The sequence below is a fragment of the Amycolatopsis sp. lyj-90 genome, assembly GCF_046549035.1.
Taxonomy (GTDB): Bacteria; Actinomycetota; Actinomycetes; order Mycobacteriales; family Pseudonocardiaceae; genus Amycolatopsis.
Genome location: NZ_JAJPWP010000001.1, coordinates 187,796 through 202,220, shown reverse-complemented (window position 1 = coordinate 202,220; position 14,425 = coordinate 187,796). Strand labels below are relative to the sequence as shown.

Sequence of the window (14,425 nt, the reverse complement as noted above, 5' to 3'; positions counted from 1 at the left end):
TATGAGCACCAGTATCAGCCCGTTGACGAGCCGCGACGACGGCGAAGTGCGCGACGGTGACACCGCCGTCGCGGGGCTCTTCGACGCGCTCGGCACCGAGCGGGCCGAAGCCTCCGCCGGCTGGTCCGCGCGTGCGGCCGCCCGGCTGGCCGCGATCACCGGTGGCGACCCCGTCCTCGGCTGGACCGTCGTCGCGGCCGCGACCGCCGTCGTGCTGCGCCGTTTCGGTGCGCACCAGGGCATCACGCTGCTGGCCGGACCTCCTTCGGGTGAGCGGTTCCCGCTGTTCCTCCGGCCCCGGCCGGAACTGACCGTCCAGGAATGGCTCGGCGAGGTGCGCACCGCGGTCGCCGAAGCGATGGCGCACGAGACGCCCGGCGACAGCCGCACACTGGAACTCGTCTGGGGCGATCGACCCGGCACCGCCCCGCTGGCGCTCGCCTGCGACGCACGCGGAATCCATGCCGGCTCGACGATCGCCGACCCGGCACGCCTGCGGTACCTGGTCGACGGGATCGGCGTAGTGCTGGAGGAAGGCCTGCACGACCTGGGCCGGACGATCAGCGAACTGGGTGTGCTCGACGACGCCACGACGGCGCTGCTCGCCGGGTTCAACCAAACCGAACCGTTGGACAGCACCGTTCCGTACCGGGAACTCGTGCTCCGGCAGGCGCCTGACGCACTGGCCGTGGAGGACGACATCGAGTCGTTCACCTACGCCGACCTGTGCCGTCACGCCACCGCGATCGCGCTGCGCCTGCGGGCCGAAGGCATCGGCAAGGAAAGCCTCGTCGCGCTGGCCGCCCCGCGTGACGCCTGGTTCCTGGTGACGGCGGTCGGGATCCTCTTCGCGGGCGCCGCGTACATGCCGGTCGATCCGGCCACTCCCCCGGCGCGGCAGGCGGATCTGATCCGCCGGGCGGACGCGCTGATCGCCGTCCCCGGCGTGGCGGGCTCGGCCGGGCGCCCGCGCTTCGACCTGGCGGAGCTGCGAAACGCGCCCGAAGGAGACGTCGCAGACCTCGGTCCGGCGCCCGAGCCGGGCGACCTCGCGTACGCCATCTTCACCTCCGGCTCGACCGGGCGGCCCAAGGGCGCCTGCATCGAGCACCGGTCCTTCCTCAACCTGCTGGCCACGCGGGTGCCCGACTACGGGCTGAAACCGGGCGCCACCGTCCCGCAGACCGCGCCGCTGACCTTCGACCTGTCGATCTGGCAGATGTTCGCCGGGCTCACCGCGGGCGCGACCGTACGGGTCGTCCCCGACGACGTCGTCCGCGATCCGGCCGCACTGCTCGCGCTCGCCGTCCGGCACCGGTTCGGCTGCCTGGCGCTGGTGCCGACCTACATCGCGGTCCTGCTGGACGAACTCCGCGACGACCCCGCGCTCACCGCGCGCCTGCGCGAGCACCTGCACCTGATGGTCTCGACCGGCGAGGTCCTGAGCCCCGGCCTCGCCGCCCGCTGGCACGCCCAGCTGCCCGGCGTCCCGCTGCTCAACGCCTACGGTCCCGCCGAGGTCGCCGACGACACGACGGGCGGCCCCGTCGGTCCCGACGAGCCGCGGCACACGCCGATCGGGCTGGTCCTGCCGAACGTCACCGTGCACATCCTCGACCCGGACCAGCGGCCGGTGCCGCCCGGCGTCACCGGGGAGATCCACATCGGCGGGCGCAGCGTCGGCCGCGGCTACCTCGGCGAACCCGCCATGACCGCGTCGGCGTTCGTGCCGGATCCTTTCGCCACCACCCCCGGCGGCCGCCTGTACCGCACCGGTGACCTCGGCTACTGGCGTGCGGACGGCGCGGTCGTCCTGCTCGGCCGGGCCGACAGCCAGGTCAAGATCCGCGGCAGGCGGGTCGAGATCGGCGAGATCGAACACCTGCTGGAGACCTCGCCCGACGTCGCGAGGGCCACCGTCGAGTTACTGGATGAACACGGTCTCGCCCGGCTGGTCGCCTTCGCGACCGCCGCGACCGGACGCACGCTCGACGCCGAGGACCTGCGGCGGTTCGCCGCCGAACGGCTGCCGGACTACATGGTCCCGAACCAGGTGATCGTGCTGGATTCCTTGCCCTGGAACGCGAACGGCAAGGTCGACCGGCGGGCGTTGCGGGCCGTGGCCGCCGAAAGGCGCTCCCGCGAGGAGTACGTCGCACCGCGCACGCCGGTGGAGGAGACGCTGTGCGAGGTGTGGGCGGCGCATCTGCCCACGGCCGACAAGATCGGGATCCGGCACGGTTTCTTCGCGCTCGGCGGGGACTCCATCGTCGGGATCCGCATCGTGCAGGAGGCCAAGCGGCGCGGTATCGCGCTGCGGCCGCGGCACATCCTGGAACACCCGACGGTGGAGAAGCTCGCCGAGGTCGCCATCCCGTTCGAGGACCCGGTGGAATCGGACGGCGGCGACAGCGGTCCTCTCACGCCCGCTCAGCAGTCCTTCCTGGCTCGCGGGGTACCGAACCCGGATCACTGGAACCACGGCGTCTCCTACGATCTCGGCCGCCACTACGACCTCGGCGAGATCACGGCCGCGGTGCGGGTGCTGGCCCGGCGGCATCCCGCGGTGCGCTCGCGGCTGGACCTGACCGGCGAGCCGCGTCAGTACGCGGTGCCGGAAGCCCCGCCGGTCACCGAGATCGACCTGACCGGGGTGCCGGCCACCGAGGTGGACGAGCGGGCGCATCGAGCCGCCACCGGCCTGCACGAAGGGCTCGACCTGCGCTCGGGCCCGGTGGCGCGGTTCGGCCTGCTGCGGATCGACGACGCCCCGGACCGGCTGGTCGTGGTGATCCACCACCTGATGGTCGACCTGTTCTCCTGGGACCTGATCACCGACGAGCTGTCCGTGATCCTCCGCGACGGCGACGACGGCTCGCTGGAGCGTCCCGGCCCGTCCCCTGCGGCGTGGGCCGCGGCCTTGACCGGCTACGTGCGGACCGATCCGGCCCGGCTCGGCGTCGGCCACTGGCTCGACCGGGACTGGTCGGGCTGCGCCCAGGTCGTCCCGGACGGCGTGGCCGGGGTGGAAGGGGCTGTCGGCGACGTCCGCACCGTCCTGGACGAGGCGGCGAGCCGGGCGATCGCCGAGACCGCGCGCGAACGTGGGCTTTCGGTCTACGAATGCCTCCTCGGTGCGCTCGGCGCCGCGTTGCGCGAGTGGACCGGCGAAGACGGCGAGGCGCTGGTCCAGCTCGGCGGGCACGGCCGTGAGGACGTCCTCGACCTCGACCCCAGCCGGATCGTCGGCTACTTCAACTCGGCTTACCCGTTCGCGTTGCCGCTTTCGGCGAGCACGGACGACATCGCCGCGCTGCACCGCTCGGTGCCCGGCCGGGGATTCGGCTTCGAGACGGCGCGGTTCCTGCATCCCGACGCGGACGTGCGGGCCCGGCTCACGGCGCTGCCCAGACCGCGGCTGCTGTTCAACTTCTGGGGCACCCCGGCCTATCTGGCCGACGGCCGGGACGGCGGCGCGCTCGGTGGCGTGCGTATCGAGGGCACCGGCGCGGACCGCGATCCCGCCATGCCCCGGCCGTACGCGCTGGAGTGCTACGCGGTGTTCGCCGGGTCGCGGTTGTCCGTGTCCTGGTTGCACAGCGCGGATTTGTTGTCCGCCAAGCGGGTCAGCGCGCTCGCCGACGCCTTCACCGAAAACTTGCCGACCCTTCGAACCGGGAGCCAGTCGTGAACTACACCGTCGTCGTCAATCACGAAGAGCAGTACTCCGTGTGGCCCGCCGCCACCACTCCGCCCGAGGGCTGGCGCGAAGTGGGCTTCAGCGGCACCAGGGAAGCCTGCCTCGCGCACATCGCGACCGTGTGGACCGACATCCGGCCGGCGTCGGCGCGAGCGGCCGCCCGATGACCGGGCCACTCGTCGTCGTCTACGACCAGGGCGCGGCGCCACCGGGCGAGATCGCGGTGGGCCTGGGGTCGAGGACGCCCTGCCTGTTCGCGATCCCGGTCAACGAGCACACCACCGCGATGCGCCCGCTGCTGGAGCAGTTCGGCCGGGTCACCGCGATCGAGTCCGTCGACGGCGCCGCGCGGGAACTGGCCGCGCGAGGCGCGGCGGGAATCGTGACCTACAGCGAAAAAGCGCTCCGGCTGACCGGGGAGCTCGCCCGCGCGCTCGACCTGCCGTACCTGGGCGAGCAGACGCTGACCTACCTGACAGACAAGGCGAAGCAGCGGTCCGCGTTGCGGGCCGCGGGGGTCGACGCCGTGCGCTTCCACCCCGTCACCACGCCGGACGAGTGGGCGGCCGCGGTCGCCGAGACCGGTCTGCCCGCCGTGCTCAAGCCCCTGTACGGCGGCGCCAGCATGAACACCTATCTGATCCACGACAGTGCCGACGGCGAAGCTCTGGCCCGGCGTCTGCTCTCCGAGGGCGCGCCCGGCTACGACCCGTCGGGCGGGCTGATCCTGGAGGAGTACCTGCCCGGCCGGGATTGCGGTGCCTTCGGCGACTACGTCTCGGTGGAGAACGTCGTCGTGGCAGGCCGGATCGACGATCTCGCGGTCACCGGGAAACTGCCGATGGTGCCGCCGTTCCGGGAGACCGGCCGGTTCTGGCCGTCGCCGCTGGGGCGGGCCGAAGACGACGAGATGCAGGCCGTCGCGCGCCGGGCGATCGCCGCGCTCGGCATCACCACCGGCCTGGTGCACACCGAGTTCAAGCTCACCCCGGACGGCCCCCGGCTGATCGAGGTGAACGGACGGCTCGGCGGTGGCATCAGCGAACTTTCGATCCGCGCGCTCGGCGTCAACCTGATCGAGATCGGCGGGCGGATCGCCCTCGGCGAGGACGTCCACGTGCCGCCTCCGCCGCGGGACTCGGTGTTCTTCCAGCAGTTCCATCCGGCACCGCGGCGCAAATGCGTGCTGGACGGCATCGACGGGGGCGAGCGGGTCCGCGAACTGCCGGGGGTGAGCGTGTACCGCCCGTTCGGCAAACCCGGCGCCACGTTGCCCGGCGGGGTGCACACCCACGAACTCGACATGACCATCGGCCGCGTCGGCGACCACACGGAACTGGCGGGCCTGACCGCGGCGATCAGCGGACGGCTGGTCTTCCGCTTCACCTTCGAGGACGGCCCGCGCGCCGTCAGCGGCGCGGAGATCGGCGCCCTGTGACGAATACCCGGAGCGAGAAGACGATGACTGACACCACCGGCCACGCCGAGGACGCGCTGGCCGAGATCTGGCGGGACGTGCTCGGTATCGAGCGGGTCGACGGCGACGCGGACTTCTTCGCCCTCGGCGGTGATTCCCTGCTCGCGCTGAAGGTCATCGGGGCGGCGGCCGAGCGGGGGATGCACCTCACCCTGGTCGACCTGTTCCGGAACCCGACCGTGCGCGGGATGTGTTCGGCGCTGGGTGCCGAACCGGAGGACGACACGGCCGAGTTGCTCTCGCCCGAGGACCGGGCTCTCGTCCCCGCCAGCGCGGAACGGGTCCACCCGGCCACCCGGCTCCAGCTCGGCCTGATCTACGAATCCCTGCTCAGCGGCGGAGAGCTCTACCACGCTGCGGTGTCGCGGGTGGTCGACCGCCCGCTCGTCGAGGAAACCCTCGCGAAGGCACTCGCCACCGTGTCGGCACGCCATCCCGCGCTGCGCTCCGGATTCGACCTGGTGTCGTTCAGCGAGGCGATGCAGGTGGTCGAAAAGCAGGCCACGATCCCGCTCGAGGTCGCCGACCACCGGGGCCTGGCGGAGGACGCCGTCGCCGACCGGCACGAGCAGGTCATGGCGTCGCTGGGGCAGCCGTTCGATCCGGAGACGGCACCGCTGATCCGCGTGCACGCCGCCGCGCTCGACGATCGTTCTTTCCGGTTCTCCCACGCGTTCCACCACGCGATCATGGACGGCTGGAGCGAATCGCTGTTCGTCAGTGAAGTGGTCCGCGTGTACGCCGCCCTGCTCGACGGCGGCAGCGTGGATCTGGGCAAGCCCGCCCCCGCCGAGGACTACGTCCGGCTCGAGCGCGCCGCGCTGCGCGACACGGACGCGCGGGCCTACTTCGAAGGCCTCCGGCCGCATCTGGGCGCGGAACCGCCGTCGGCCACCCCCGACTTCCGCAAGATCGGTTTCGTCCTGCCGTCCGACCTCACCGCGGCGCTGTCGAAACGTTCGGCGTCGTGGGGAGTGCCCCTGAAATCGCTGATGCTGGTGACCCACGCCGCCGCGGTCGCGTCCCTCACCGGGAACCCGGCGCCGGTGATCGGGATCCCGGTCAGCGGCAGGCCGGAGGTGACCGGCGCGGACCTGACCATCGGGCTGTTCCTCAACTATCTCCCGTTGCGCCTGCCGGTCACGGACGGCACCTGGCGGGAGGCGGCGGATTCGGCGCTGGCCGCCGAGAACACGCTGCTCCCGTACCGGCGGTTCCCGGATTCCGAGGTACGCAAGCTGCTCGGCCGCCGTCCGTTCGACTCGGCCTTCAACTACGTCCACTTCCACGCGCGCGACAGCCTGCTCGAAGCCGGTCTGCTGCGCCCGGAGGAGGACATGCGGGAACGGGCCGAATTCCCGATCCGCATCGAGACGCTGAACGAGCCACGTGCCGGCGGCGTCCACTGCGAAATCACCGTGGATCTCACCCGGCACGGCAACGACGCCCTGGACCGGCTGCGCGACGACCTGCTCACCGCGGCGGACCGGCTCGCCGGTTCTCCCGCTGACTCGGTGTCTCTGCCGGGCGCTGCCTTCGACAGGAGCAAAGCATGACCCTCGCGAACATCGCGGACTTCGCCGACCGGGCCGCCGACGACCCGCACGGCCACCACCGCGCCGATCCGGAGCTGTTCGGCCTGATCGAACGCGAACGCGTCCGCCAGGACAGCACGCTCGCCATGATCGCGGCCGCCAGCGTGGCGGATCCGTCGGTGCTCGCGGCCGCGGGGTCCGTGCTCGGGAACACGACCGCGGAGGGCTATCCGGGGGCGCGGTTCCACGCCGGGAGCGCGATCGTCGACGAGATCGAACAGCTGGCCATCGATCGCGCGCAGCGGGTCTTCCACGCCCGGTACGCCAACGTGCAGCCGCATTCGGGCAGCAACGCCAACCAGATCGTCCTGTTCGGTCTGCTCTCCCCCGGCGATGTCGTCCTGGGCATGGCCCTCAACGCCGGCGGGCATCTGACGCACGGCGCGTCCGCGTCGGTCACCGGCCGGTACTTCACCTCCGTCTCCTACGGCACCGACCGCGCCGGCCTGATCGACTACGACCAGGTCGCCGCCCTGGCGCGGGAACACCGGCCGCGGGTGATCGTGTGCGGGGCCAGCTCCTATCCCCGGACCATCGACTACGCCCGGTTCCGGGCGATCGCCGACGAGGCCGGCGCGTATCTGCTCGCGGACATCTCGCATGTGGCCGGGCTGATCGCGGCGGGGCTGCACCCGAGCCCCGTCGACCACGCCCACGTCACCACCACCAGTACGTACAAGCAGCTCTACGGTCCCCGCGGCGGCCTGATCCTGCTCGGCAAGGACGCGGACACGCCGGTCGCGGCCCGGCGGGGCCGCCCGCTCGCCGACGTCATGCGCAACGCCGTCTTCCCCTACTTCCAGGGCACGCCCGCGTTCGATTCGATCGCGGCCAAGGCCCGCGCGCTCGATCTGGTGCTCACACCCGAATTCCGCGCGCTCGCCCAGCGCATCAGGACCAGTGCCGACGCCCTGGCCGTCGAGCTGATGGGGGCCGGGTACGAGGTGCTGACCGGCGGTACCGACAACCACCTGGTGCTGGTCGATGTCGGCCAGGCCGGGCTGACCGGGGTGATCGCCGAACAGGCGCTGGAGTCGTGCGGCATCGTCGCGAACAAGAACGTGATCGACGGCGACCCGCACGGTCCGCTGGTGACGAGCGGTCTGCGGTTCGGCACGAACATCCTGGCCGCCCGGGGCCTGACCGACGACGCGGTGATCCGCTGTGCCGGGCTGGTCGACCGCGTGCTGTCGGCCGTCCGTCCCGACGGCGACCGGATCTGGCATCTCGACGAAGCGGTCCGCGCCGAAGTCGGTGCCGCCGTCCGCGATCTCTGCGCGGAGTTCCCGCTCCGGCAGGTCCACTGGGGACAGTCCTGATGGACGTCCGGATCGGCGGCGCCTACAACGGGCCCGCGCACAGCGCGAACGGCGGATACGCGTGCGGCGTGTTCGCCGGGCTGGCCACGTTCCCGGAGGCGACCCCGCCCGCGGTCACCCTGCACACGCCGCCGCCGCTCCAGACCGATCTCGAGGTCCGGGCGGGAGCCCGGCGCACCCAGGTGTGGCACGGAGAACGGCTGATCGCGACCATCGGCCCCGAAGCCGGGAAGGTCGAGGAAGTCGAACCCGTCACGGTGACGGAGGCGAAGCAGGCGGAATCGGCTTTCGAAGGCTGGGAAGGACATCCGTTCCCCACCTGCTTCGTCTGCGGCGTCGAACGCGCGCCGTCCGGCGGCTTCCCGGTGACCCCCGGCAAGGTCGGCGGCCGCGATCTCGTGGCGTGCACCTGGACCCCCGAAGCGGACGACGACGGCGAAGTACCCATCGCGCTGGTGTGGAGCGTGCTCGACTGCCCCGGCGGCTGGACCGGCGACCCGGTCCGGGAACCGATGGTGCTCGGCCGGATGAGCGCGATCGTCCACAAGAGACCGCTCCCCGGGCGCACCCATGTGATCGTCGGCAGGCTCCGGCGGCGGCACGGCCGCACGGCCAACGTCGGCACCGCGCTCTACGACGAAACGGGCGGGCTGCTGGCCAAAGCGGCCTCGGTCTGGATCGCGCTGGATTCCGGCAAGCGGGAAGAGAAGGGATGACCACAGTGTCCACCACATCCACCATGGAGGAACGCACCCTCGACGCCGCGCCCGCGCGGTCCGTCGTCGACGCGTTCGGACAGCAGGCCAGGAAGAACCCGGGAGCCGTCGCTGTCACCGATGGTGCCAGGGTCCTGAGCTACGGCGCACTCGACCAGTCGTCGGCGAAGCTCGCGACCGCACTGCGTGCGGCCGGTGTCGTACCGGGGGATGCCGTCGGCATCGTCCTGCCGCGTTCGGCGGACCTCGTGGTCCTGCTGCTGGCGGTCCTGAAAGCGGGCGCCGCCTACCTCGTCCTCGACCCGCACACCCCGGAGTCCCGGCGCGACACGATCCTGCGGGACGCGGGCCCCAGGATCGTGATCACGGAAGAACCCGTTGCGGTGCCGGGAAGTTCGTGGACGACGCTGGCCGAGCTGACAGCCCGCGCCGAACACGTCGAAGCGGCGGAAGCGATCGACGTCGGCGGGGAAGACACCGCCTACATCGCGTACACGTCGGGCTCGACCGGCACGCCGAAGGGCGTGGTCGTCCCGCATCGCGCCGTTCTCCGGCTCGTCCTCGGCGCGCGTTTCCTGCCGGTCGGCCCGGAGGACGTCTTCCTTCAGCTCGCGCCGGCCGCGTTCGACGCGTCGACCCTCGAATTCTGGGGAGCGTTGCTCAACGGCGGCAGGCTCGTCGTCGCACCGGCGGGAGAACTGCGTCCCACCGACGTGACCGTGCTCGTCCGCGAGGAGAAGGTCACCGTCCTGTGGCTGACCGCGGGGCTGTTCCACCAGGTGATCGAAGCGGGACCGCGGGACCTGACCGGACTGCGGATCCTGATCGCGGGTGGCGACGTCCTCTCACCGTCCCATGTGGACAAAGCCATCGAGGCGCTGCCGTCCACCACCGTGCTCAACGGCTACGGCCCGACCGAGAACACGACGTTCACCTGCTGTGCGGTCCTCGACCGGCCGGTGGGCGCGCGCAGTGTCCCGATCGGCCACGCCATCACCGGGACGAGGGTGTACCTGCTCGACGAGCACGGCGCCCCGGTCCCGGACGGGGAACTGGGCCAGATCTTCGCCGCCGGTCTCGGTCTCGCGCACGGCTATCTCGGCGCGCCCGCCGCCACCGCGGACCGTTTCCTGCCCGATCCCTTCTCCGGTGTCCCCGGCGATCGCATGTACGCGACCGGCGACCTCGGCCGGCGTCTGCCCGACGGGCAGATCGAGTTCGCGGGCCGCAACGACCGGCAGGTCAAGATCCGCGGTTTCCGGGTGGAGCCCGCCGAAATCGAGGCCGCGTTGCGGACCCACCCGGAGGTGTACGACGCCGCCGTCCTCGCGCTGCCGTCGGGCACCGGGCACAGTCTGGTCGCCTACTACGCCTGCGACGACACGATCATCACCGCCGGGCTGCGCGCCCATCTCGGGGAAACCCTGCCGCCGTACCTGGTCCCCGGCCGGTTCGTCCGGCTGGACGAACTCCCGCTGACCGCGAACGGGAAGGTCGACCGCGACGCCCTCGCCGGCCTGCCGCTCCCGGAACGCGGAGATCTGAGCACCGACTACCGCGCCCCGGGAACCCCCTTGGAGGCGTGGCTTGCCGAGCTCTGGGCGGATCTGCTCCAGATCGACCGGATCGGCGTCGACGACGACTTCTTCGAGGCGGGCGGGCACTCGCTGGTGGCGGTCCGCCTGACCACGGAGATCAGCGAAGCCCACAACGTCGACGTGCCCACCTACGCGTTCTACGAGAACCCGTCCGTGGCGGAACTCGCCGCTCTGATCGACGGTGAAACCTCGATCGAGAAGGAGCCCCGATGAAGATCAGCGCCGACGACACGGCGGTGGCCCCGCACGAGATCGACGAAGCGGACCTCCACGCGCCGACGCTCTACGGGTCCGGTGATCCGCATCCGGTCTGGACGGCGATGCGCCTGCACTCGCCGGTGCACCGCCAGGTGCTGCCCGACGGCCGCTCGTTCTGGTCGGTCACCAAGTACCACGACGTCAACGACGTCCTGCGCGACCACACCCGCTTCACGTCGAACCGGGGCACCCTGCTGTCGATCCTGGGCGGCCGCGATCCGGCGGGCGGCAAGATGATGGCGGCCAGCGATCCGCCCGTGCACACGTCGATGCGGCGGCCGATGATGGACATGCTTTCGGCACGGGCCCTGCGGCCGATGGTCCCGAAGGTCCGGCGGGTCGTCAATCGCATGATCGCGCCGCTGGCGACGGGTTCGTGGAACCTCGCCCGCTCCGCCGCCGACTTCCCGATGGCGTTCACCGGGACGCTGATGGGGCTCCCCGAGGCCGACTGGCCGCGGCTCACCCGCCTGACCACGATGGCGGTCGCCCCGGACGACCCGGAATTCCGCCAGGGCAAGGGCGGCGGCACGCTGGCTTCGGCGCACCACGAACTGTTCTCGTACTTCTCGGGCGAGGTCCGGCGCCGGGCCGGCGAACCGGGTGACGACCTCGTGGGCGCGCTGATGCGGATGAGCGTCGGCGGCCGCGCCTTCCGGCACGACGAGATCGTCTACAACTGCTACAGCCTGCTGCTCGGCGCGAACGTCACCACGCCGCACGCGGTCGCGGGAACGGTACTGGCCCTCATCGAGCACCCCGAGGAGTACCGGCGGGTGGCCGACGACCCCAGGCTGGTGACCAGCGCTGTGGAAGAAGGGCTGCGCTGGTCGTCACCGGCGAACCACTTCATGCGCTACGTCGTGCAGCCCACGGAGATCCGGGGCGTGGAACTGCGGCGCGGTGACGCCGTCGTGGCGTGGCTCGGCTCGGCCAACCGGGACGAAGAGGTGTTCGCCGATCCGTTCCGTTTCGACGTCGCCCGCTCCCCCAACCGGCACGTCGCCTTCGGTTTCGGCCCGCACTACTGCATCGGCGCTCCTCTCGCGCGGATCGCGCTGCGCCTGCTGTTCGAGGAAATCGTCGGGAAGGTCGCGGAATTCCGGCTGGACACGCCGGTCGAACACCTCACGTCCAATTTCGTCGCGGGCATCAAGGACATGCGCGTCTCCGCCCGGTTGCGTCAAGGCGCCGAAGAAGAACTGGAGGAAGCGATCGCGGCCGACGGGCCGATTCCAGCAACCCGGTGATCCTCCCTTCGCTCTCATTCCGAGGTGGTCATGTCTTCCCCGAGTCCAGCCAAGCCGCAACGCGTCCTGTTGCGCAAACCCCGAGCCGATTCGGCCGCTCGCCTGTTCTGTTTCCCCTATTCGGGCGTCGGCGCTTCGATGTACAACCGCTGGCCCGCGTTCGCCGGTCCCGCCGAAATCTGTTTCGTGCAGCCACCCGGACGGGAGAACCGCATCAAGGAACCGCACTACGGCACCTATGAGGAGCTGGCCGGGCAGCTGGCGGACCAGCTGCTGCCGTATTTCGATCGCCCGTTCGGCTTCTTCGGGCACTGCGGCGGTGCCCTACCCGGTTTCGCGCTGGCCCTGCATCTGTGGGAACGTGGCCTGCCCACGCCGGACCGGTTGTTCCTCTCGTCCCAGGTCTCCCCGCACGACGGCCCGTTCGGCCGGTTCCTCGAATTGACCAACGCCGAACTCGCCACCGAACTCACCGCGTTCGTGGGGCAGCTCGGCGGAAACGCCAGTCCTGACATGATCGCGATGGGGTTGCGAGTGCTGCGCAAGGATGTTGATGCGAACAAGGCCTACCACCTGGACACCCCGGTGAAACTGCCGTCGACGATCCACGCGATCGGCTGGAGCGACGACGTCGAGATCCGGCCGGAGCAGAGCACCGGCTGGGCCGAGTACGCGGAGCCCGGCCGGTTCCGGCAGGTGGTGCTGGAGGGCGAGCATCACGCGTTCCTCCACGCGCCACCGGCGCTGGTGGACGAGCTGGGCACCGGGATGGCCGAAGCCGTCGCAGGCCGCCGCGTCGTCGCCACGGCGGGAGGGATCGCGTGAGCACTCCCGTCACCACCGCCGTTCCCGCCACGATCCGCCGTCTCCTCGTCGGCCGTTCGCTGTCGTTGCTCGGCACCGCGATGATCCCGACCGCGCTGATCCTGGCGATCATCGAAGCCACCGATTCCGGTACCGCCGTCGGTGTCGTCCTCGCTTGCGAGCTGATCCCCCAGTTGCTCCTGCTGCCGATCGGCGGGGTGATCGCCGACCGCCTGCGCCCGCAGCGGCTCGCGTTCGCCGCCGACGTGGTGCGCGGCCTGGTGCAACTGGCCATCGGTGTCGAACTGCTCCTCGGCTCGATGCAGATCCTGCACCTGGCCATCCTCTCGGCCATCGCGGGCGCCGCCATCGCCATCGGCACGCCGACGATGTCGCCGCTGGTCATCGCGACCGTGCCGGAACGCGACCGCCTGCGCGTCAACGGGCAGCTCGGCATGGCCCGAGGGCTCGCTCTCGTGGTGGGCCCCGGCGTGGTGGGCCTCCTGATCGTGACCGTGGGCGCGGGCTGGCTGTTCGTCGTCATCGCGGCCGTGTTCTTCGCGGGCGGCGCGCTGCTCGGCGGACTCCGCACCGCCGCCCGGCCCGCCAGGAGCAAGGAAGCCACCTTCGTCCGCGACCTGGTCGAGGGCTGGACCGAGGTCCGCAAGCGCCGGTGGTTCTGGACGAACCTGCTCGGGCACGGCGTTTCGAACCTCACGGCCGGCATCTTCATGACACTCGGGCCGCTGATCGCCATCCGCGTACTGGGCGGCGAGATCTCGTGGGTGATCATCTACCAGTGCGGCATGGTGGGCATGATCATCGGCTCGTTCCTGGCGCCGCGCCTGCCGATCGCCCGGCCACTGATCGCGACCTCGTTGGGTGGCGCGGTGTTCGCCCTGCCACTGGCCGCCTTCGCCATCCCCGGTCCGGTGTGGCTGAACGCCGCGGCCTACTTCGTGGCGATGCTCGGTCTGGGCATCCTGAACACGCTCTGGCAGACGGTGATGCAACAGCAGTTCCCGCCGCAAACCCTGGCCAGGGCCGATTCCTACGACGCGCTCCTGTCCTTCGCCGCCCGTCCACTGGGCCTCGCCCTCGCCGCGCCGGTGGCGATGATGACCAGCGAATCGACCGTCCTGATCTTCGCCGCCGTGCTGGTGGGCGGGTTCAACGTCGCGCTGCTCGCCCTGCCGGACGTCCGGCGGATGCCGTTGCGGTCCGCGCCCGAGGCGGCGGCGGTGCCGGTCGAAATGCCGACCACCGCGCAGGCCACCGATACGGAGAAGACGTCGCCGCGGAGCTCTGCCTGACCTGCCTGGTGACCTGCCTCGTGAGTGGTAAGGACGGTTCTAACCGTCCTTACCACTCACGAGGCCTGGCTCAGTTCTCGGTGAGCTTGTACTGGTTGCCGATGTGGGCGAGCGGGGAGGATTGGGGACGTTGAGTGTCCCCGATCCTCCGTTGATCAAGCTCCGAGACCGGAACGCCCCTCGACGATGAAGGAATTGGGACACTCAACGTCCCGATTCCTTCACGGTCGACCGCGCCGCCGCTGACACTTCGCATCTGTGCAGGTCAGGCGTGGTAGGAAAATGCCGTCGTGAGGATCCGCGCCAGCCATACCGGTGTCGCGAAAGCCACTTTCGGGACGTCTGATGTCCCGAAAGTGGCTTTCGCGACATAGACGCTGGCCTTCACGGACCTG

General features: G+C 70.9%; 10 protein-coding genes. All 10 read left to right on the top strand.

What is annotated here, in order from left to right; translation table 11 throughout:
- Position 1 precedes the first annotated feature (1 nt).
- The 10 genes from ACLJPX_RS00900 to ACLJPX_RS00855 are packed head-to-tail and all read left to right on the top strand — an operon-like array spanning position 2 to position 14,030.
- Positions 2-3,691: an amino acid adenylation domain-containing protein gene (locus ACLJPX_RS00900; RefSeq protein ID WP_410598243.1), complete on the top strand. Its 3,690-nt coding sequence runs from the start codon at positions 2-4 to the stop codon at positions 3,689-3,691.
- On the top strand, positions 3,688-3,867 hold the full coding sequence (locus ACLJPX_RS00895; RefSeq protein ID WP_101607084.1) for an MbtH family protein: 180 nt from the start codon (positions 3,688-3,690) through the stop codon (positions 3,865-3,867). Before ACLJPX_RS00900 ends, ACLJPX_RS00895 begins: the two co-directional genes overlap by 4 nt.
- Positions 3,864-5,138: an acetyl-CoA carboxylase biotin carboxylase subunit family protein gene (locus tag ACLJPX_RS00890; protein ID WP_410598242.1), complete on the top strand. Its 1,275-nt coding sequence runs from the start codon at positions 3,864-3,866 to the stop codon at positions 5,136-5,138. The genes ACLJPX_RS00895 and ACLJPX_RS00890 overlap by 4 nt, the downstream gene beginning before the upstream one ends.
- A 23-nt stretch (positions 5,139-5,161) precedes the next feature.
- A complete protein-coding gene (locus ACLJPX_RS00885; protein ID WP_410598241.1) occupies positions 5,162-6,733 on the top strand; it encodes a condensation domain-containing protein in 1,572 nt (523 codons plus the stop codon).
- Positions 6,730-8,091 carry a serine hydroxymethyltransferase gene (glyA, locus tag ACLJPX_RS00880; RefSeq protein WP_410598240.1) on the top strand — a complete coding sequence of 454 codons (1,362 nt, stop codon included), beginning with the start codon at positions 6,730-6,732 and terminating at the stop codon, positions 8,089-8,091. The genes ACLJPX_RS00885 and glyA overlap by 4 nt, the downstream gene beginning before the upstream one ends.
- A complete protein-coding gene (locus ACLJPX_RS00875; RefSeq protein ID WP_410598239.1) occupies positions 8,091-8,807 on the top strand; it encodes a hypothetical protein in 717 nt (238 codons plus the stop codon). Before glyA ends, ACLJPX_RS00875 begins: the two co-directional genes overlap by 1 nt.
- Complete coding sequence (locus ACLJPX_RS00870; RefSeq protein ID WP_410598238.1) at positions 8,804-10,618, top strand: amino acid adenylation domain-containing protein; 1,815 nt, start codon at positions 8,804-8,806, stop codon at positions 10,616-10,618. The genes ACLJPX_RS00875 and ACLJPX_RS00870 overlap by 4 nt, the downstream gene beginning before the upstream one ends.
- Positions 10,615-11,913, top strand: coding sequence for a cytochrome P450 (locus ACLJPX_RS00865; RefSeq protein WP_101607080.1), 1,299 nt, complete (start codon positions 10,615-10,617; stop codon positions 11,911-11,913). Before ACLJPX_RS00870 ends, ACLJPX_RS00865 begins: the two co-directional genes overlap by 4 nt.
- A gap of 30 nt (positions 11,914-11,943) precedes the next feature.
- Entirely contained in the window at positions 11,944-12,738 is a 795-nt protein-coding gene (locus ACLJPX_RS00860) for a thioesterase II family protein (protein ID WP_410598237.1), read from the top strand.
- Positions 12,735-14,030: an MFS transporter gene (locus ACLJPX_RS00855; protein WP_410598236.1), complete on the top strand. Its 1,296-nt coding sequence runs from the start codon at positions 12,735-12,737 to the stop codon at positions 14,028-14,030. Before ACLJPX_RS00860 ends, ACLJPX_RS00855 begins: the two co-directional genes overlap by 4 nt.
- Positions 14,031-14,425: the final 395 nt, after the last annotated feature.